This is a genomic window from Listeria aquatica FSL S10-1188 (assembly GCF_000525795.1).
Taxonomy (GTDB): Bacteria; Bacillota; Bacilli; order Lactobacillales; family Listeriaceae; genus Listeria; species Listeria aquatica.
Map to the genome: position 1 here is coordinate 333,557 of NZ_AOCG01000006.1, position 20,714 is coordinate 354,270.

At 38.7% G+C, this 20,714-nt stretch carries 13 protein-coding genes and 7 pseudogenes; 5 read left to right on the forward strand and 15 right to left on the reverse strand.

The genetic code is table 11. The features are described 5' to 3' along the window. Positions 1-44 precede the first annotated feature (44 nt). From MAQA_RS05665 to MAQA_RS05680, 4 genes and pseudogenes are all read right to left on the reverse strand, one after another. On the reverse strand, positions 45-1,040 hold the full coding sequence (locus tag MAQA_RS05665; RefSeq protein WP_036072105.1) for a lipoate--protein ligase: 996 nt from the start codon (positions 1,038-1,040) through the stop codon (positions 45-47). Positions 1,041-1,055: 15 nt separating this feature from the next. Next, complete coding sequence (locus MAQA_RS05670; RefSeq protein ID WP_036072107.1) at positions 1,056-1,787, reverse strand: MBL fold metallo-hydrolase; 732 nt, start codon at positions 1,785-1,787, stop codon at positions 1,056-1,058. 115 nt (positions 1,788-1,902) lie between these two features. Continuing rightward, positions 1,903-2,576, reverse strand: a pseudogene (locus MAQA_RS05675) (class A sortase). Positions 2,577-2,630: 54 nt separating this feature from the next. Continuing rightward, positions 2,631-3,242 carry a DNA-3-methyladenine glycosylase gene (locus MAQA_RS05680; RefSeq protein WP_036072109.1) on the reverse strand — a complete coding sequence of 204 codons (612 nt, stop codon included), beginning with the start codon at positions 3,240-3,242 and terminating at the stop codon, positions 2,631-2,633. A 194-nt stretch (positions 3,243-3,436) separates the two neighbouring features. On the opposite strand from MAQA_RS05680, the gene ltaS reads away from it, so the two are divergent. The 4 genes and pseudogenes from ltaS to kdpDN all read left to right on the forward strand — a co-directional run bounded on the left by ltaS (position 3,437) and on the right by kdpDN (position 8,959). Beyond that, a complete protein-coding gene (gene ltaS, locus MAQA_RS05685) occupies positions 3,437-5,437 on the forward strand; it encodes a lipoteichoic acid synthase (protein ID WP_036072112.1) in 2,001 nt (666 codons plus the stop codon). 112 nt (positions 5,438-5,549) lie between these two features. Continuing rightward, positions 5,550-6,795 (forward strand): annotated as a pseudogene (locus MAQA_RS05690) (dicarboxylate/amino acid:cation symporter). Positions 6,796-6,894: 99 nt separating this feature from the next. Beyond that, positions 6,895-7,644: an SDR family NAD(P)-dependent oxidoreductase gene (locus MAQA_RS05695; RefSeq protein ID WP_036072114.1), complete on the forward strand. Its 750-nt coding sequence runs from the start codon at positions 6,895-6,897 to the stop codon at positions 7,642-7,644. Positions 7,645-7,809: 165 nt separating this feature from the next. Then, a pseudogene (gene kdpDN / locus MAQA_RS05700) lies at positions 7,810-8,959 on the forward strand (KdpD-like non-kinase potassium sensor). A 40-nt stretch (positions 8,960-8,999) separates the two neighbouring features. Here the strand turns inward: kdpDN and MAQA_RS05705 are convergent. The 7 genes and pseudogenes from MAQA_RS05705 to abc-f all read right to left on the reverse strand — a co-directional run bounded on the left by MAQA_RS05705 (position 9,000) and on the right by abc-f (position 16,349). Then, a pseudogene (locus MAQA_RS05705) lies at positions 9,000-9,597 on the reverse strand (TetR/AcrR family transcriptional regulator). A gap of 82 nt (positions 9,598-9,679) precedes the next feature. Next, a pseudogene (locus MAQA_RS05710) lies at positions 9,680-10,811 on the reverse strand (ABC transporter permease). Next, positions 10,808-11,531 (reverse strand): annotated as a pseudogene (locus MAQA_RS05715) (ABC transporter ATP-binding protein). The pseudogenes MAQA_RS05710 and MAQA_RS05715 overlap by 4 nt, the downstream one beginning before the upstream one ends. Positions 11,532-11,631: 100 nt before the next feature. After that, complete coding sequence (gene coaA / locus MAQA_RS05720) at positions 11,632-12,552, reverse strand: type I pantothenate kinase (protein ID WP_036072116.1); 921 nt, start codon at positions 12,550-12,552, stop codon at positions 11,632-11,634. Positions 12,553-12,647: 95 nt separating this feature from the next. Continuing rightward, positions 12,648-13,487 carry a TIGR03943 family putative permease subunit gene (locus MAQA_RS05725; protein WP_036072118.1) on the reverse strand — a complete coding sequence of 280 codons (840 nt, stop codon included), beginning with the start codon at positions 13,485-13,487 and terminating at the stop codon, positions 12,648-12,650. 16 nt (positions 13,488-13,503) lie between these two features. Next, the gene (locus tag MAQA_RS05730; RefSeq protein ID WP_036072119.1) at positions 13,504-14,580 is read right to left on the reverse strand and encodes a permease; all 1,077 of its coding nucleotides are present in this window, start codon (positions 14,578-14,580) and stop codon (positions 13,504-13,506) included. Between the two features lie 173 nt (positions 14,581-14,753). Next, positions 14,754-16,349, reverse strand: a complete 1,596-nt coding sequence (gene abc-f, locus MAQA_RS05735; RefSeq protein WP_036072120.1) for a ribosomal protection-like ABC-F family protein — start codon at positions 16,347-16,349, stop codon at positions 14,754-14,756. 418 nt (positions 16,350-16,767) lie between these two features. Between abc-f and MAQA_RS14425 the strand changes: the two genes are divergently transcribed. After that, positions 16,768-16,881 carry a type I toxin-antitoxin system Fst family toxin gene (locus MAQA_RS14425; RefSeq protein WP_241463111.1) on the forward strand — a complete coding sequence of 38 codons (114 nt, stop codon included), beginning with the start codon at positions 16,768-16,770 and terminating at the stop codon, positions 16,879-16,881. A gap of 158 nt (positions 16,882-17,039) precedes the next feature. Here MAQA_RS14425 and MAQA_RS05740 read toward each other — a convergent pair. The 4 genes and pseudogenes from MAQA_RS05740 to MAQA_RS05755 all read right to left on the reverse strand — a co-directional run bounded on the left by MAQA_RS05740 (position 17,040) and on the right by MAQA_RS05755 (position 20,712). Then, positions 17,040-18,510 (reverse strand): annotated as a pseudogene (locus MAQA_RS05740) (NAD-dependent succinate-semialdehyde dehydrogenase). A gap of 122 nt (positions 18,511-18,632) precedes the next feature. Then, positions 18,633-18,980 carry a GNAT family N-acetyltransferase gene (locus MAQA_RS05745; protein WP_052008487.1) on the reverse strand — a complete coding sequence of 116 codons (348 nt, stop codon included), beginning with the start codon at positions 18,978-18,980 and terminating at the stop codon, positions 18,633-18,635. Between the two features lie 58 nt (positions 18,981-19,038). Further along, positions 19,039-19,860, reverse strand: coding sequence for a formate/nitrite transporter family protein (locus MAQA_RS05750; protein WP_036072121.1), 822 nt, complete (start codon positions 19,858-19,860; stop codon positions 19,039-19,041). A gap of 192 nt (positions 19,861-20,052) precedes the next feature. Further along, a complete protein-coding gene (locus tag MAQA_RS05755; RefSeq protein ID WP_052008488.1) occupies positions 20,053-20,712 on the reverse strand; it encodes a flavodoxin family protein in 660 nt (219 codons plus the stop codon). Positions 20,713-20,714: the final 2 nt, after the last annotated feature.

Below are 20,714 nucleotides of genomic sequence, written 5' to 3' on the forward strand. Positions count from 1 at the left end.
CGGCTGATTAAATAATCAGTCGGTTTTTGCTTAGTTATTTAGCCTTAGTAGAGTAGCTCTAAAAAATCTTCCTTTGTTATGTTCCCAAAATAACTTTGGATATCTATATCTGATAATACAGCTTCTAGTTCTTCTTTTTTATAAGGTACATCTACAAGTTTTTTCTCAAGTTCTGTTACATCTGCCACCCCAAAGAAATCACCAAAAATTTTGATAGCAGATATCTTCCCTTTATTAACATTCAATCGAATATCAATGGAACCAACTGGGAAGCGTTTTGTGCGTTCCAAATCAAACTTAGGCGATTTTCCGTAATTCCAATCCCAGTTTGCATAGCGGGCTTTTGAAATCTCGTGAATTCGCTCCCAGTCCGCATCTGTCAACTTGTATTCTTTCACATCCGAAACATCATTCACGTCAAAAATATAAAGTAGCAATAAATCACGAAACTCTTCTGTCGTCATTTCTTTATCCATAAAGTCAGCAATATTTGCTACTCGGCTACGTACAGATTTAATTCCTTTAGACTCAAGCTTATCTTTACGAGGCTTAAGAGATGCCGCCACGTGCTCTAAGTTTAAGTCATACATTAAGGTCCCATGCGAAAACATTTTCCCTTTTGTCGCAAATTGTGCATTTCCTGAAACTTTGTAGCCATCAATAAGTAAATCATTCCGCCCTTTTAGTTCTGCATTGACCCCTAATTTTTGAAGGGCTTCCACAATAGGCTGTGTGAATTTCGCAAAATTATGGAAGGAATCACCATCATCTTTTGTGATAAAACTAAAGTTAAGGTTTCCTTCATCGTGATAAACAGCACCACCACCGGAAAGGCGACGCACAACGATAATATCATTTTTTTCAACATAATCCGTATTAATTTCTTCTATAGTATTCTGGTTGCGGCCAATGATAATCGAAGGTTTATTAATGTAGAACAAAAGAACGGGTTCATCAAGATTTAACTCTGTTAAAATAAATTCTTCTACTGCTAAATTAATTCGTGGATCTTTTTCGTTGTTATTGTCGACAAAATACATCTGCTTTTCCCCTTTTTATATATTTTTTGTGAAACCTTTTGTTGCAATTTCGACTGGTCCAGAATAAACTTCGCTTGCTTCTTGCTTCAACTTTTCCAGATCGCCCACTTGCGGTAAGTGACTAAGAAGAAGTGACTTGACATTCGCTTGTTGCGCAAGTTTTCCGACTTCAACGCTTGCCATATGCACTTTGGATTTACCTGCCATCTCTTTAAAGAAGTTTGTATCCGTAATGAGCAAATCAGCTTCTTTTGCAAACGGAATAAAACTTTCTTGATAAGCACTATCTGCTGTATAAACCAGCACTTTTCCATTCGCTTCGATACGCATCGCATAGCAAGGTACAGGATGAATCGTTTTCAAAAATGAAATAGTGAAAGGCCCAACTGTCAGCACTTCATTTTCACGATATTCATGTGCTTTTGTAACGCCTTCCATTTCAAGATAAGAAAAGCCACGATCATCTTCCTTATGTCCATATACAGGGAGAACAGGCGGTTTTTCTTGATTAGGTGACAATAACCGCACATGCTGCAAAATCCCTAAATCTGCGACATGGTCAGGATGATAATGGGAAATAATCGCTGCATCGATCGTATCAGGATCTAAATAATTTTGCATGATCGAAACTGCACTTGCACCAATGTCAACTAAGAGTTTAAAACCGTCTTCCTCAAGTAAATAACTAGAAGTGCCATCGTTTGCTTTCGGATAGCCACCCCAGTGTCCAAAAACTGTTAATTTCATTTGATTTCACCCTCTCTTCACCTTCTTATCATACAACAATTTCACCTTGAAACCAAAGCAACAAGTTTTTGCATGATAAAAAACCTTTCTAGGATTCCCCAGAAAGGTTTTACGCTTATTTTGCAAAGTATTTGGATTGCAATTCTTTTGTTAGTTTCTCCGTTTTGACAAGCTTACCGACAACAATAAGTCGTTTGCTCGTTTCCGTTGCTTTATCACAAGTGATTAAAGTGATTCGATTATCTCCTGCATCTTCAAGCACACTAACTTCTGTTTCATTTACTATCTTCGTTTCAGAAACCTTATACTCATAGACATTTTTCAGGTCTGTCGTATAAATTTTAGCATCTTTTTTCACATCCATAAGCGGACCAAATAATACAGATTGATTGCGCATGTGGTGCCCTGCAAGCGGGTAATTTCCTTTCCCCATCGTTTGGTCAGGAAGCATGGTTGTTGCTCCAGCGATTAAATTTGATGTATTTGTTCCTTTTAAGATCATCAAGTTAATATTAACCGATGGGACTGCAATGGAACCAACAACAGCATTTTTGTCATAATTTGTTGCGCCTTTTATGACACTTGACATAGACGGAAGTTCAACACTATCGTAATCAAAGGTTGCTTTTTTTATTATTGTTTTTTTTCGATATCTTTTGCAGAATAACTAGTAAGGTCACCGTGCCAACTCATGTATTTGACAATAGCAGTTTTGATAAACGGTGAAAAAATAAGTAACAATCCGATGATCAAAATGATAATAGCAATAATTTTCTTTGTTCTACTCATACTTTTCCTCCTCAATGCCTTTTTATTATAGCTTAGAGATTCTCTAACTTCAAATTAAAATCCATGATCGCTTCTAATCAATTGCTTTTTCCCAGATAGATAGGGATTCCCGTGAACTGTGAAGCGTAGTGGATAATAAGTAGCTAGTCCTTTTCGAGGAACGCCAATTCTTGGAGACGCATCAATTTGCTTAGGAGGCTTCCCTGTTTCTAGCCAGATATTACTATCAAATAGAGTTTTTCCGTAGTCCGAAATCTTAAATTCAAACGCTTGTGTGAGTTTTCCTGGGCCATTTGTAAGCTCAAGACCACCTTTTCCAGCGCGATTTTCTTGCATAGTCGATAGCTCCGTAAGCGGCTCGATCGCGCGAATCAAAACGGCTTCTGGGATTCCTTCTTCCATCGTAATGAAATTAAGTAACACTTGCTGATGCATTTGGTACATATAAATCCCACCAGGCTTCCCGAACATAATCTCTGTTCGTTTTGTTCTCCTGTTTGTATAGCTATGAGCTGCTTGGTCTAAGCCCCCCAAATAAGCTTCTGTTTCAACAATAATGCCTTTATAACAGTGTCGTCCCGTGTCATGCACAAGAATCGTGCCAAGCAAATCCCGTGCGACTTCAATCGTATTTTTCTTTTCAAAAAAAGCAGCTGACTGTTTCATTCGATTACCTCTTTATCTTTTTCTCCTATCATACAAAAAACGATTTCTTTTTTCCAACTTGAGACGCATGTGTTATCATTTCCCTTATGTTAAAATTGTGTTAAAATGTTAGACGTATAGTTTTAACATTTTATGAATTTTTACGACGTATAGAAAAACAATAACTATTAAATAGAATGTAGGAGAGGTGTAACATGAAGGATGGAAAAGGAAAAATCCAGACATTCCTCAGCAAGAATTATGGATTTTTTATTCTAGCCGTCATTTTATTCTGGCTAAAATCAGTAATTGCTTATGAAACGCAGTTTAAACTCGGTATAGAAAATGCAATGCAACAATTTTTACTTATTATTAACCCCTTGAGTACCGCGGTATTCTTTATGGGTCTTGCTCTTTTCGCAAAGGGACGTCGTTCCTTTATTTGGATTATTATCATCGACTTTTTACTGACCTTTGTGCTGTATGCAAATATGGTCTATTATCGATTCTTCTCAGATTTCATCACACTTCCAAATTTAAATCCAAAACAAATGCAAAATATGGGCGATATGGGTGGTAGTGTCCTAGCACTCATGCACTGGACAGATATTTTATTCTTTGTAGATATCCTATTCTTAATCGGTTTGCTTATTTTTAAATTTGCGAAACCAGATCGCACGGCAAGAATTCGTGCAAGAAAAGTGGTTGGGGTTTTAACACTTGGTGTAGCTATGTTCCTTGCCAATTTAGGAATGGCCGAAATTGATCGTCCTGAACTTTTGACAAGAACTTTTGACCGAAACTATATTGTGAAATATCTCGGTATGACCAACTACCAAATTTATGATGCTGTTAAAAGCACAGAATCGCAAACACAACGGGCGCTTGCTGATAGCAGTGATGTAAACGAAGTTTTAAACTATACAAAATCGAAATACGCAGCCCCGAACATGGAATACTTTGGAAAAGCTAAAGGGAAAAATGTTATTTACATTCACCTTGAAAGTTTCCAACAGTTTTTAGTGAACTATAAGTTAAACGGGCAAGAAGTTACGCCGTTTATCAATTCGTTCTTCAAAGATAAAAATACATTGAGCTTTACGAATTTCTTCCATCAAACTGGACAAGGAAAAACGGCTGATGCAGAAATGATGCTTGAGAATTCGCTTTACGGACTTCCTCAAGGCTCAGCATTTACAACGAAAGGTTCTAATACTTTCCAATCTGCCCCGGCAATACTTGGACAGCAGGGTTATGATTCAGCTGTCTTCCATGGTAACTATAAGAGCTTCTGGAACCGTGACGAAGTTTATAAACACTTCGGATATAAAAACTTCTTTGATGCTAGCTACTATGACATGAATGACAACGATGTTTCCAACTACGGACTAAAAGATAAACCTTTCTTTAAAGAATCAGAGCCCTATATTGACTCACTAAAACAACCTTTTTATGCGAAGTTCATTACGTTAACGAACCACTTCCCTTATCCAATTAGCGATGAGGATGCAACGATTGAGCCTGCAAATACAGGAGATTCCTCCGTAGATACCTATTTCCAAACTGCACATTACTTGGATGAATCTGTGAAATCTTTTGTTGACTACTTGAAGCAAAAAGGTTTGTATGACAATTCCGTGATTATCATGTATGGTGACCACTACGGAATCTCTGATAACCACGCTGCAGCAATGACGAAGATTCTTGGCAAAGACTATAATGCATTTGAAAATGCGCAAGCACAACGCGTTCCATTCATGGTTCACGTTCCTGGTGTTAAAGGTGGTATCCAAGAACAGTATGGCGGCGAAATTGATGTTTTACCGACTGTACTTAGCTTGCTAGGTATTGATACAAAGAACTATCTACAAATGGGATCAGATTTACTTTCGAAGGAACACAAACAACTTGTACCATTTAGGAATGGTGACTTTATTAGCCCAACCTATTCCTTAATTGGTGGTAAATATTATAATCAACAAACAGGCGAAGTGATTGAAACAGAAACACCTGAAATGAAAGAAACAAAAGAAACCGTATCGAAAGAACTGCAACTTTCCGATTCTGTTTTACAAGGTGACCTTTTACGTTTCTATACACCTGAAGGGTTCAAAAAGACGGATCCAAATGATTACAATTACAATAAAAAAACGAAAAAGAACAAATCAGATAGTAAATCCACATCAAATAAGTCGACAAACGAAAGTAGTAACTAAAAAAAAGCTTCCTAAACCTAAGGTTTAGGAAGCTTTTTTGCTCTTTTCTTTCTTGCTTAACTTTGCTATATTTTTAAGAGGGGTTTTTTTTAATGAGAAAGGAAAGGTTAATATGAAAATTTTACGAAATTATGCTTTTACGATCTGTTTGCTATCAGGGATCATTCTTGGAGGGATCGCTGGCGTTATTTTCGGTGAAGGCACCGTCATTGTAAAACCGATCGGTGATATTTTTCTGAATTTGATGTTCGTTGTCATTGTGCCACTTGTTTTTTTTAAGCGTTTCTTCAGCTATCGCCAATATGAGACAAATGGCACGACTTGGTAAAATTATTGGCACAATCTTTATTGTATTTTTCTCAACAGCGATTATTGCAGCAATTGTTGCCCTGATTGGTGTTAAATTATTTAATCCTTTACATAATGTAGATACGTCATCTTTGCTTGCTAACTTACCAAAAGTCGATGCTACAAGTGGTAAAGGAATTGGACAAGTTCTAGTGGATACATTTACGGTTTCTGATTTTCTTGATTTATTTACGAAGTCTAATTTATTGCCACTTATCATCTTCTCTATTTTATTTGGACTTGCAACAACCATGTCTGGTGAAAAAGGACGTCCCGTAGCTGATCTTCTTCGTTCTGCGACTGAAGTCGTTTTAAAAATTGTACAGATCATTATGTACGCAGCACCAATCGGACTTGGATGCTACTTTGCAGTTACGGTTGGCAAACTTGGACCTCAAATCATCAGTGGTTATCTAAATGCCTTTTTACTTTATCTTGCGCTAGCATTTGTCTGTTTCTTCGGTTTAAATACACTCTATGCCTTTATTGCGGGTGGAAAAGCGGGTATCCGAACTTTTTGGAGAAATGTTCTTACGCCTGCCATTACAGCTATTGCAACTTCTTCAAGTGCTGCATGTATTCCTGTTAATCTTGTTGCGACCAAAAAAATGGGTGTTCCAGATGATATTGCAGAAACTGTCATTCCACTTGGTGCAAATACCCACAAAGACGGTTCAGTGATCGGTGGCATGCTCAAAATCGCCTTTTTGTTCACTTTATTCGGGAAAGATATGTCGAGCTTTGGAAGCATTCTAGCCATGCTTGGTGTAGCCTTTCTAGTCGGTGCTGTTATGGGCGCGATTCCAAGTGGTGGTATGACAGGAGAACTCTTAATTTGTGCAGTTTTCGGTTTCCCAGCTGAGCTTGTTGCTACCATCATGATCATCAGCACCATTATTGATGTTCCTGCTACTTTACTCAATTCAACTGGAAATACTGTCTGTGCCATGCTTGTTTCCCGTTTCGTTGAAGGGAAAAATTGGCTAAAGAAAAAAATCATTACTAAATAAAGGTACTCAAATTTGAGCAGTTTAATGGAACTGCTCTTTTTTGTGGTTTATAATAAAAATGTAAGCGTTATATCGTTTTTCAAAAGGAGGAAAAACAAGATGAGATTACAAGACAAAGTAGCAATTATTACTGGTGCAGCAGGTGGTCAAGGAAAAGAAGAAGCCCTTTTATTTGCAAAAGAAGGAGCTATCGTTATTGCAACGGATATGCAAAAAGATCTAATGGAAAAAACAGGGGAAGAAATTAAAGCAATCAGTCCAAAATCAGAAGTAATGGTGCATAATGTTGCCAAAGATGAAGACTGGAAAAAAGTAGTAGATCTTGCAATAGAAAAATTTGGTAAGGTTGATATACTTGTCAATAACGCCGGAATCAGCACAGACCTTAACATTGTAGAAACTAGTCTCGAAAAATGGGATCAGGTCATTGACGTCAACTTAAAGGGTACTTTCCTTGGTATGCGTCATGTTATTCCGCACATGGAAAAAAATGGTGGCGGTTCTATCGTGAATATCTCTTCCATCGCTGGATTAACTGGAGGATCAGGTGCGAGTGCTTATACAGCTTCTAAGGGCGGTGTTCGTTTGTTAACGAAAGCTGTTGCTGTTGACTTTGCGAAGAAAAATATCCGTTGTAACTCCGTACACCCAGGATATATTGAAACACCAATGACAAAAGAACTCTTTGAAAATGAGCAAACACACGACTGGTTCCAATCATTGACTCCGCTTCCACGACTTGGCAAATCAATCGATATTGCTTATGGCGTGCTTTACCTTGCAAGTGACGAATCTAATTTCGTAACAGGAATCGAGCTTCCAGTTGATGGGGGATATTACGCACAATAATTCTCGAAAATGACGAAAGGAGAGTAGCTTTTTGCTACTCTTCTTTTTTTGTTCTCCCCCTTCTTTCTAAATTAAGATTGTGCTACAATGAATGAAGTGTGAAAAGATGGAACTTCAATCGAGTTTTTAACATCTTCGATCCTATTATTTCTGGGGGTGTATGAGATGAGCAACCATAATATTTCCTTTCATAGAAAAAGTCCGGAAGAGTTGCTGAAACAAATTGAAAAATTAAAACGGGGAAAGCTAAAAATTTACATTGGCTCAGCTCCAGGTGTAGGCAAAACTTACCGAATGTTAACAGAAGCCCATGAACTGCAAAAGGAAAATATTGATGTTGTCATTGGTCTAGTTGAAACACATGGCCGCGAAGAAACAGCGGCGCTTATTCCAGGTCTTGAACAGCTTCCACTGCGTGAAGTGACCTACAACGGAAAAGTCTACAATGATTTAGATGTAGACGCAATTATCGAACGCGATCCAGAAGTAGTCATCATTGATGAACTTGCCCACTCAAATATGCCGGGCTCCTTCAACGAAAAGCGTTATGAAGATGTTCAAAAAATCCTTGAACATCGTATTAACGTAATAACTGCTGTCAATATCCAACATTTAGAAAGCCTCCGCGGTGTCGTTAGAGAGCTTACAGGTGTTTCAGTCCGCGAACGAATCCCTGATAGTATTCTCGATGCGGCAGATGAAGTGATTTTGATTGATGTCACTGCTGAGACACTTCAAAAGCGACTGAAAGAAGGCAAAATCTATAAAAAAGAAAAGGATTGAACAGTCACTTGAAAATTTCTTTACAACCAAAAATCTATCCGCACTTCGTGAAATTGCACTCCGTGAAGTTGCAGATGATGTTGATGATAAAGCCGATAAAAAAGCCGCACGTTTGCGTGCAGCCATGATGAATGAAAAAATTCTCGTTTGTATTAAAAATGATGCAAATGCTGAAAAATTGATTCGTCGCGGCTTTCGCATCGCTGACCGACTGCGAAGTGAACTTTTTATTTTAACGGCAATCGATCGAAATTTATCTGATCTTCCAGAACAAATCCAAAATGAATATAAAGAATGGCAAGAACTGGCCGAACAATTTCACGCTCACTTTTTGGTAGAACCGATTCAAGAACGTAAGATCTCGCAAGTTATTACGGATGTTGCCAATCAGAAACACATCACACAGATTATCTTGGGCCAATCAGTCAAATCACGTGTGGAAGAATTGGCAAAAGGTTCCATTGTAAATGCCATCATGCGTCAAACTGATGGTGTTGATATTCATATCGTCGCTAACTCTAGAAAAAGTTAAAAAGAGGCAAGAAAAACATTCGTTTTTCTTGCCTCTTTTTTTATTTCAAAATACCTGTTAAAACATAATCAATCGTAAACTCGATTTCACGTTCATCTTCCCACTCCGCATCTGGCATAACTACAAACCGAGTGATCATAAAGCCAACGATATTAGTAATTAAAGCACGCATGATCGTACTATTCGGTAGATTTTTTAGTTCCCCTTTCCCTTTATAATAATCAATTACGTGATCAAATTTATCCTTCACATGGGTCATAAAAATATCGGAAAACTGTGCGCGAAGTTCACTGTGATACATAAGTTCCATAAAATAAATTTTAAGTAGTTTTCCGTTCTCGCGAGCAAATTCAAAGCGATTTCGAATCAATTGTTCAATAAAAGCCCTAAAATCGGGATATTCCTGCTCGAAAACCTCTTCTGCAAATTCTTTTGCCAGAAACGGGATAACACCTTCAACAAGCGTCGGCATCGTAATCGCCATCAGCAAATCTTTTTTCGTTTTATAATGCCGAAAAATCGTTCCTTCCGCAACACCCGCTCGTTTTGCAATTTCACTTGTACTCGTTGCGGAAAAACCTTTTTCTGCAAAAAGCTCGGTTGCAGCTTGTAAAATATTTTTTTTGCTTCTCACTCATATGCTGATCCTTTTCTGTCACATCGAGAATTTGTTTTAATAAATCAGGTTGTTTTTTTCTCCACTTTATTTTCGCTCCTTAGTCAAATTTTGCGATATTTTTTCAGGGCAAAGATATTTAAAATCAAAAAGAGGGCTGCAAAACCAAGCAAGATGTAAAAGCTATTGGCAAAACCAGTAAAGCCTTCTCCGCGAATCATAATATCTTTGAGCGCTTCTGCCCCGTAGTACATCGGCATGATATGGGCAAGCCATTGTAACCAGTCAGCCATTCCTTCAAGTGGGAAAATACCACAAAATAAAGCTTGAGGCACGATCACAATTGGGATAAACTGAATGATTTGAAATTCATTGTTTGCAAACGTAGAGAGCAACATTCCAAGCGCAAGAGAAACCATCGCTAGTGTAAGTGTGATTATAAGCACATACCAGATTGAACCATTTTGCATCATTCCAAGAACATGAACAGAGTATAGAGCCACAAGAACAGACTGAATCAGTGCGAAAATGCCAAAGCCGATCATGTAGCCAAGTTCAATCTCAAAGCGTCGAATTGGGGTAGTTAATAGCCGTTCAAGCGTACCTGTTGTTCGCTCACGCAAGAAAGAAATCCCGGCAATTAAAAAGACAAAGAAAAAAGACGAAAAAGCCAATGAAAATCGGGCCGATTGTATCAAAGTAGCTGGTATCTTTATCTCCAATCACGTAGCTCGCTTTTACTTCCACATGTTGCGTGCCGCCAGTTAAATTAGCGGCTTTTGATACTTCCACTCCTGCCCCACTTTTTTCAAGTTGTTTCATCGTTTGCTTGAACAATTGAGCGGCTTGCTTCATTTCAGCGGATTGTTCTGCCATGAGAGCCCCTTGTAGTTTTGCATTGATTTGTGTCGTAATGGATGGGTCACTATTTTCATAAGTAATCGCGAGTTTTTCCCCTTGCAGATCTAAAAATGCATCGAGATTATCACTTTTGATCTTTTGAGTGGGATTTTTTGCTGATGAATATTCTTTTATATCAAGATCTTTCTTTTTAAGTGAAGTGACCAAACTTTTGTTTAGTCCACTAACACCAATTTTAGGGTTTACACTTTCGCCGTTAAACATAAAGTTTAAGAGTGTGATTAAAAGGAGCGGCGCGAGCATCATTAGTGCAAGCGTTCGTTTATCTCGTTTAAACTGGTTCACAATACGCTTCACGATAGCTAAAACTCTCATTTCGTCTCCCTCCCAAATTTAAGAAATACTGCTTCTAAGTTCTGACTTCCTGTCTCTTGTTTCAGCTCATCTGGGGTTCCCGTCGCAATCACATGTCCACCGCGAATCATGGCGAGGCGATCGCATTTTTCCGCTTCATCCATGACGTGCGTCGTAACAAGAATCGCCTTCCCGCTTTTTTTTAAGCGTTTGAAGTTCTTCCCATATTGAAAGGCGCAATTCTGGATCAATTCCAACAGTTGGTTCATCTAAAATTAGCACTTCCGGATCTGGTAGTACGGCAATAGCGAGAGATAACCTTCGTTTCATTCCTCCAGAAAAATTTGCCACTTTTTTCCCTAAATCTGGAGTGAGGTTAACCAGATTTGCAGCATATTCCATACGCTTTTTCTTATTTTCCCCTTTTAGCTGATAGAGCGAAGCGAAAAAGTCCAGATTTTCTTTAGCTGTGAGATCTGTATAAAGAGCATCCGATTGTGCCATATAACCAATGTTTTCCATTACTGCAAGATTTGGCATTGCATGTGTTAAAACTTCAATGCTCCCACTCTGTGCTTTTTCCATACCAATAATCGTTTTGACAAGTGTTGTTTTCCCTGCCCCAGACGGGCCGATCAAACCATAAATTTCGCCACGCCTCACAGATAGTGATAAATCAAATAATATTTGCTTATGCTTAAAACCTACATTTAATGCGTTTGCTTCAATAACGGTTTCCATTTTCTTTCACTCCTTCAGAATAAAATGAGTGAGTACTCACTTACACCTTAAAAGAAAAGTAGCTTTTTGTAAAGTAAAAACCATTTCGAAATCGAAATGGTTATCGCCGCAAGTAAACATCACTGATCAAATGGTTGCTCCCTTTATAAAGAAGCAAATCAGCTCGATATTTGGTATGCTCAATATTTTCTTTTAAATTCGGACCATTAATCGTGTCCCACACTTCACGTGCATAAATATCTGCTTTTTGATCACTGTAGTCACTATATTTATGGAAATAGGAACTTTCATCTTGAAAGGCAGTTTCACGAAGCATGAAGAAACGTTCTAAGTACCAACGCTTGATGTCTTCTTCTGCAGCATCTAAGTAAATCGAGAAGTCAAAAAAATCACTTGGAAAAAAGATTTGATCCAAATCTGCTTGTAGCACGTTGATGCCTTCCACTATCACAATGTCTGGGTTCGCTAGCTTCCGCGTATCTCGTAATACATCATAAGTGAGATGCGAATAAAGCGGAACTTCCATATTTTTTTTATTATTTTTCAAATCAATCAGAAAATCCATAAATTTTTTCTTGTCATAGCTTTCCGGGAAGCCTTTCTTATTCATAATGCCACGCTTTTCAAGCTCAGCATTAGGATATAAAAAGCCATCTGTTGTGACCAGTTCCACTTCACGTGTTTTCGAAAACCAGCGATCAAGCATCAGCTTTAAAACACGCGCTGTAGTGCTTTTCCCAACCGCTACACTTCCTGCAAGCGCGATAATAAATGGCGGTCGGTCTTCTTTTTTCTTCAGATAATCCATTTTTTCACCATGAATAAAAATAGCCTCATGATATTGAATCGCAAGTAATTTAACTAGTGGCAAATAAATTTCAGCAATATCAGAAAGTGAAATCCGGTCATTTAACCCGCGAATTTGTTCAAGCTCTTCTTGCGTCAATATTTGGTCTTTGCTAATTTCAAGTTCCCGCCAGTTTTCGCGCGGAAAGTGATAATACTGCTTGTATTCGTTCATGTCTTAAGCCGTCCTTTTTCCTTTTGGGTAGGTAGCGTGTGAAACCATTTACTGAATAAGCATACCCTAAGCCGCTTCAATCTGCAAGAGCAAACCTAGTATTTTCGGTAAACATAGACATCTTTCGGTTTATCAATTTGGCGATAATTAGAAACTTCAAGTGAAGGAATTTTCATTTTAAAGGGCGCATAATATTCTTCTGTAATTGTGCCCGATACAGAAAGCCAAGTATCATTTTTATATTGGGCTTTCTCCGGCATATCCACAAGCATCCCAAACACACCAGAATCAGCAACGCAGTGAATAATTCCAAACCTAAATAAAAACAAGTGAGCATCCTTTAAAACTGGGTCATTGTATACGAATCCCGTAAAACGCATTTCACGTCCTGTAAATTCACCAGGATAGTTGTACAAAATTTCCATGGTCATTAAATAATTGCTGTCGTCTACAACAATCGGATTTTGCTTCAATAGTTCTTTTTTCTCACGCTCCATCATTTTTTCATAATCAGATTTCCCAAAATAACCACTCGTGTCGGGACGTAAAAATTGATTTTGTGCATACGGGTCATCCCCTGCTGCATTATTTTTAGGAAAATGGAACCCTTTCGCGCTAACGATTGTCGAATCAAGTGTTGCAATTGGAAACATGAATCCCGCAATAAGCGGATAAGTGAGCAAGCCATAAACTAAAAACTTCTTCCAAATTGTATTTTCACCACAGTGTGAGTGTCCCAAATGATCATGCTCTTCTACTTTGTCTTCATCACGAAAAACGATAATCAGCTGGATAAGAGCTAAAAGAAAAGCGGCTATCATCGCTGAAAAGGACAAGTAGGAATATTTCATATTAATATATTTACTAATTTCCCCAGAAATGTGGAGATACATCAAATAAAAACCAAAGCCAAATAAAATAAAGGCTCGTAACATTCTTTTTCCCTCCTGTCTAAATAAGAATCGAATAAAGAAAGACAACGACTGTTACACTCACAACAATAAAGAGTACAAACTTCGCTTTAAAAGAAGCAAGCATCATCATCAGATTTTTAATATCAAGCATTGGCCCAAAAACAAGAAAAGCGACGATCGATTGTGTTGAAAACAGGCTACGGAATGAAGCCCCGATAAACGCATCTGCTTCTGAACAAAGAGAAAGAATAAAGGCCAGAACCATCATGAGTAAAATCGACAAAACCGGGCCATGACCAATCGACATTAAAGTAGAAGTTTTAATATATGTTTGCATAGCAGAAGCAATTAGTGCTCCAAAAACTAAGTATTTTCCTACCGAAAAAAATTCATCCACGGCATGTTTAGCCGTATGCCAAATTTTATCCATAAACGAAAGATCTGTATGGCTATGCTCATGTTGATGCGAGACTTCTTGATGTGAATGCTCGTGAGTAGGGAACACTTCCGCACTGCCAAGACCATTTCCAGCCCCTTCAACTTTTTCCACATTCATTTTTTCAGGTAGCACCTGTTTCACTGAAAGATCAACACCAGCCGTCTGTAAAGCAAGGCTTTCTGATTTAACTGTTTTCTCACTAGCATTAGTAGAAGTAAGTAGCTTTTCCTTTAAGCCTTCTCCTTTATAGAAAAAAGCAATTAAATTACCGACGACAAGAGCCACAACAAGACTTCCAACTACCCGTAAAATCGGGATTTCCCAATTGCTCCCAAAAGCTACATAAGTCGAGAAAAGAACAACTGGATTTATAATAGGTGCCGTCAACATAAATGCAATGCCTGCATGAAGCGGCACACCCTTTTTAAGTAAGTTACGTACAATCGGGACAATACCGCATTCACACGACGGAAAAAGCACACCGATAAAAGAACCGACAACAACTGCCCAAAACCGATTTTTCGGAATCACACGTGCAATAAACTTCTCGGAAACATACATTTGAATGAAGCTAGCTATGAAAACGCCAATTAACACAAACGGCAGTGCTTCAATCAAAATAGAAATAAAAATCGTGTTCATTTGCAAAAAAGAGTCTGGTAAATGATTGAACAAAAAAAAGAACCTTCTTTCCTTCCAAATCTTCGTTTATTCTATCTCTCTTCCTGCAAGAAATCAAGTTTCACCTCTATCTAAAAAAGCGTCAACCCGTGGGTTGACGCTTTTTACGAAGCCAAATTTCGCTAAGATATGCCAGATTCAGCCTAATCATTTTAAATCACTACAAATCAATTTCCCTTTAGTTCTCGAAGTTTGCGACTATTTTCAAGATAAGCTTGATCGAGACTAGCCTTCTCCGCTGCGCTAAGCTTAGGGTCACCAAGCTTTGCAGCAATCTCTGAAAGTCTAAGTTCGACAAGCAAGCTGTCCTCTTCCACAACTTGATCCGCAGACTCCTTCTCCGTTGCAACTTGTTGCATGGATTTTCGCTCCAGCTTCATTTCACCCTTTTCAATTTGAAGGACCTCAAGTGCCGTATTTCGAACAAAAGCCGTGTCATGCGAAACAAACAGTACAGCACCTTCAAAAGTTGAAATCAATCCTTCAAGCGCCTCTAAAGCCGTAATATCCAAGTAATTCGTTGGTTCATCTAGAACTAAAAAGTTCGCATCGCTCAAAAGAATCATCGCCAGATAAAGCTTAACTCGCTCGCCACCTGATAAAACTGAGACGCTTTTCTTTAAATCGGCCTGCTGAAAGTGCAAGCTACCAAGTACATCCATCGCCATTTGCTTGTCGTGAGCATTCACCTGATCAATATTTTCAAGCATCGTTTTATCCACATCTAGACCTTGTAACCCCTGATCGAAATAAGCGATTCTTGTGCTTCCCAAAATCCGGATAGGCGCCTCATCGTTTAACAGCCGCTTTAAAAAAGTCGTTTTCCCCGAAGCATTTTGACCGACTAACGCCATTTTATCTCCGATCTTTATTGAAAAAGGTTCGATTTCAAATAATTTCTTTTCAGGAAAGCCGATTTCTCCTTTTTGAACTTGTACAAGAGTCGTTTCAGGTTTTAATTTGCGTGACTCAGGAAGCGTGATTTTAACTGATTTAGAGATGAAAGGTTTATCAACATCTGGAAGACGCTCTAATCGTTTTTGCGTGGCTTTAATCGTTTTGTGCTGACTTTTCTGTTGCGTACCTTTATACATATTGCCATAAGCGATTTCTTTTCTACTCATTCCTTTTTTGAAAAGCTTAGATTGACTGGTTTCCATACTCTCAGCAATCTGTTTTCGGTGTACCATCGCTGCTTGAAGTTTTCGCTTTTCGGCAACATTTTCATCATACGCTTTCTGCTTTTGTTCACGTTGCTTCTTTTTCTTCGCTGCATAGTCCGAATAATTTCCTTTATAAACGGTGATCTCTTCCTGATCTAACTCCCAAATCTCATCAACAACTGCATCTAAAAAATCACGATCATGCGAAATAATGAGTAGGGTTCCTGAAAAACGTTTAAAATCACGAATAACATATTTCGTGCTTGCCACATCTAGATTCGATGTTGGCTCATCGGCAAAAAGAATCGCCGGTCGCTCTTGTAAAACGCGCTGAACTTCCTTGCGTGTTTTTTCTCCCCCACTTAATCGCTCAATTTCAGCGGGAATTTGTTTGATCATTCCTACTGTTCCGCTTCGCTTCACACTTCCAGTAGTTGCCTCACGCTTTCCTATTAAGATTTCAAGTAAGGTCGTTTTTCCCGTACCATTTTGTCCAATAATTCCAATTTTAGCATTCGGTTTAACCCGTAATTCTGGAATCACAAATAAATTTCTCGCTCCAATTTCCATTGTCAAATCATGAATTTCTATACTAAACATAAAAAAACCTCCTTATCCATTTTCGGATAGGAGTACACAAAAAAACATTAATTCTGCTAGATGTTAATAAGCAAAATAAACATACTGATCCTGTCCGAAAAAAAATGGTTTTGCACACTTGCATTCATTTTTTCTTTGTCAAACAGGATTAGAATTTCATTGGCCTAAAAAAACACCTCTTTCATTTATTAGTAATAGTATACCAAAAAGATATTCTTTTTGGCAAGTTTCAAATAATCAAAGCATTTCTTTATCTCTTGCCTAATAAAAATATTTTGGTGCGAGCTGAAACGATTTCTAGTCAAAAAATGGAATTTCGAGCTTCAAAAGCTGCCTAAAAACGTTGGCGCATCAACACTTCAAACATGTTATACTAAAGAAGTCGTCTATCCCAATTGCAAAACTCTGCAGATGGGAGGTGCTACAATTGATTCTTCTTTTTTCCAGTGTTATTGCCCCAATCCTTGTTGGCATTTGCTTGTCGCTTTTCAAGTACTGGCTAGAAACAAGGGGGAGTAACAAACGGAAGTAGACGACAAGTTCTAGCCATATAAAAAATCCCGAGATCTTTAGCCCGACTCGGGATTTTTCATATACTACAATTATACTACAATCGATTCCTTTTTCCTAAGTCCATTATAGCAAAGTTGAGTGAGAAAGTAAATAGCAAAGCGAGAGCCCTATCTACTCTTATTGACGATATTTCAGTGCCACAAACTTCACGTTAAGGTATTCTTCTATTCCAAAATGACCATTTTCACGTCCGAATCCTGAATGTTTCACACCACCAAAGGGTGTTTCTGGATGCGAGATTGCCATATCATTTACCCCAACCATACCGTATTCAAGTGCATTACTGACTTCCTCTACTCGTTCCAGATTTTCTGTATAGAAATAAGAAGCTAGTCCAAATTCGCTATCATTAGCTAGTTTGACAACTTCGTCATCAGCAACAAAGGAGATGATCGGAATAACTGGTCCGAAGGTTTCTTCATGAAAGATTCGCATCTGTTCTGTAACACCTGTTAAAACAGTCGGAGCAAAGAAATTCCCTTGATCGTAACCTTCACCAAGAAGTCTTTCTCCACCAAGCAAAATATCAGCGCCTTTTTCGGCCGCATCTTTTAAGTTGTCGATCAATTTTTCGAATCGCATCTTCACGAATTAGTGGTCCAGCATCAACTCCTTCTTGTAGTCCATTTCCAACTTTCAATTTCTGTACACGCTCAAGCACAAGTTTTATAAATTCTTGTTCCACTTCTTTTGCAACAAAAATCCGGTTTGGTGAAACACAAACTTGACCGTTATTCCGGAATTTTGCAGCAACAAGCCCGTCTGCCGCACTCACAAGATTAGCATCGGAAAACACGATGAAGGGCGCATGCCCGCCTAGCTCAAGCGAAATCTTCTTCAAGGTTTCCCCAGATTCTTGATACAATTTTTGTCCAACTGCTGTTGAGCCAGTAAACGTCAATTTGCGGACAGCATCGCTTGCTGTTAGAGCTTCTCCGATTTCAGAAGAGTTTCCAAGTAGTAAATTCACGACGCCTCTAGGAAAACCTGCTTCTTCGAAAATTTCAAAGAGCGCAAGTGCCGAAAGTGGCGTTTCGCTAGAAGGTTTCAAAATCACTGTGTTTCCAGCAGCAAGAGCTGGAGCAAGCTTTCGAGTCGCCATCCCCATTGGAAAATTCCACGGCGTAATGGCAGCAACAACCCCAATAGGTTCTTTTTTTACAATGTAAACTCGTTTATTAGGCGCGGGAATCGTTTCCCCGTAAATTCGCCGCGCTTCTTCCGCATTAAAACGAAAATTTTCAGCTCCGGTCAAAATTTCTGCTTTTGCCTCTGCAATTGGTTTTCCTTGCTCGATTGTCATGATTTTAGCCAGCTTATCCGCATTTTCTTCTAACAAACGCGCAACATGGTGCAAAAGTTCCACCCGATCGCGCAATTCCATCTCACGCCATTTAGGAAAAGCCTTTTGTGCCGCTTCAATCGCCCGCTTTGTATCTTCCATTTCTGCTTGTGCTACCTGTGCAATAATTTCTCCTGTTGCAGGATTATCGACTGCTTTTGTTTTCTGCAACGACCCGTCCTGCCAGTTCCCGTCAATGAAAAGCTGTGTCTTTACTTTGGGTAGTTCAGTATTCAATGTTATCACTCCTAAAAAGTTTTGACACTTCTCTTTTCCACAAATTTCTGTTTCTTAATCATCCTAAACGCTTCGCTAAGTAAAAACGAGTCACCCCCGGTTGCATGAAGTCTTTCAACTCGCCAAAGATTTTAAAGCCATTTTTTTTCGTAAAAAAGAGGCGCCTGATAACTCATTGTTTCCAAATGAATTTGCGTACACCGATTTTGTTTCGCATAGTCTTCTGCTTGTTTTAATAAGATTTTGCCTATGCCTCTCCCTTTTTTTGCGGGATCCACTGCAAGTAGCGAAATATGCGCTGTATTCCATAAAATTTCCCCTGTAATTCCACCCGTATACTCCCCGCCTTCATAACTGGCAAAGGAAAAGTGTTCTTTTTGATAGGGAAATAGTTCTTCTTTTAAACTAGCCATATGGGCATCAAGCATCTCAATCAACCGTTCTTGATTAATCGTCAAATCTATTTCGCGAATATCCATTTTCATTTCCCCCTTAATAAAAAAAGTGAACCAGACACGTCTCGTTCACTTTTTCCATTTATTCACCAGAAGTTACTGGTTCTTGTACGTTCTCTTCCTTGACTTTAGCTGATGGAGTCGTTCGTTTATAAGCTAAAAAGTAAAATAAACTTACAAAAACAGCTCCGCCCACCGTGTTTCCAAGATAAACGGGAAGTACATTCATCCAAAAATCCATCCAGCTGTAGCTTCCAGCAAAAATGGCAGCTGGAATAATAAACATGTTAGCGACAACGTGCTGGAATCCAATAGCTACAAAAGCCATAACGGGGAACCAAATCCCCCAAATTTTCCCAGCAAAGTCTTTGGCGGCGTAAGATAACCAAACCGCAATCCCAACAAACCAGTTACAGCCAATTCCTGAAACAAAAGCTACCCAAAATGGATCTTTAATTTTAGCACCTGCTGTTGCTACTGTTTTTGCTAAAAAGTCACCTTCTGTTAATCCGACAAAATGGCCAAAAAAGTAAGCTACAAATAAGGCACCCACTAGATTCATAACCGTAACAATCGCAAAATTGCGCAGTAGTTTCATAAACGTTATTTTTCGATCAAACCAAGCAAGCGAGACCGCCATCATATTTCCCGTAATCAGTTCTCCGCCACCTAGTAAAATGCAAATCAGTCCAACTGGAAATACAGAAGCCCCGATAAAAGTTGCAAAACTTCCCCATTCATGTGGTGCGGTCCCAATCACGCGAATATAAAGCAAGTAGCCTAGTGAAATGAATGCACCGCCCAAAAAACCTAATACGGTGAGCGCAAGCGCATTTGAATTTGCTTTTTGAATTCCTTTTTCAATCGTTACGTCTGTGACTTCTTGAGGCGTATAATAAGACATTCTTTTCCCTTCTTCCTAATTGTTAACTTCATCACAAAAATGCGCTTTCATTATAGCACACCGAGCGCGCATTCACAATACAAAATCGCATTTTAGCGCCGCTTATGATTATGAATCGTGACAAGCCGCAGCATCCCGGCAAGAAATAAGAAAAAGATGATCACAAATACTACATAATTAATCCAAAATCCTTCAGCTGGAATAAAGTGGACTGCTTGAAGTCCCTTTTGAATCCCCATAACAATCAGTGTTGACACAGCAAGCATACCAAATAGCTGTAAATAGCGTTTCAATGTAAATCCTCCTCTTTCCACCCGTTCTACAAGTTTTTTTTCCCAGGGCTGTTGCTTCTTCGCGTTTCTTTGCAGGAACTTCTTCCATTTGAAAAGTCCCCGTTAAAACAATTTCACCTGCTCGGTGCATCCCTGCTTGTGACATCACCGTATCAATTTGATTAAATGTCGCATCGGTAATTCCTGCAAGCGTATTTTCAAAAGCGCCTTTATAGCATGAGGTAATCGATACATAACTTTTTCCTTTAAATAAATGAGGAATATTTTCTCCTTTGCTCGTAAGGTGCACAAAGTAATCACGTAAATGGTCGAAAAATTGCTTCATACTTCCACTTACATTCCCAAAATAAGTAGGGGTTGCAAAAATCATACAATCTGCTTGTTTTAATTTTTTGCCCAATCGACGAACTTCTTCTTGCTTCGTTGGATCAAACGTCTCTTCCAATACGATAAGGCTTGTTTCAGCACCAGCAAGCTCTGCGCCTCGCAAAACTTCATCAAGTAGCTGCGCTGTTAATCCCTTTTGATTCTGTGTTCCAAGGATTCCAATAATTTTCATTT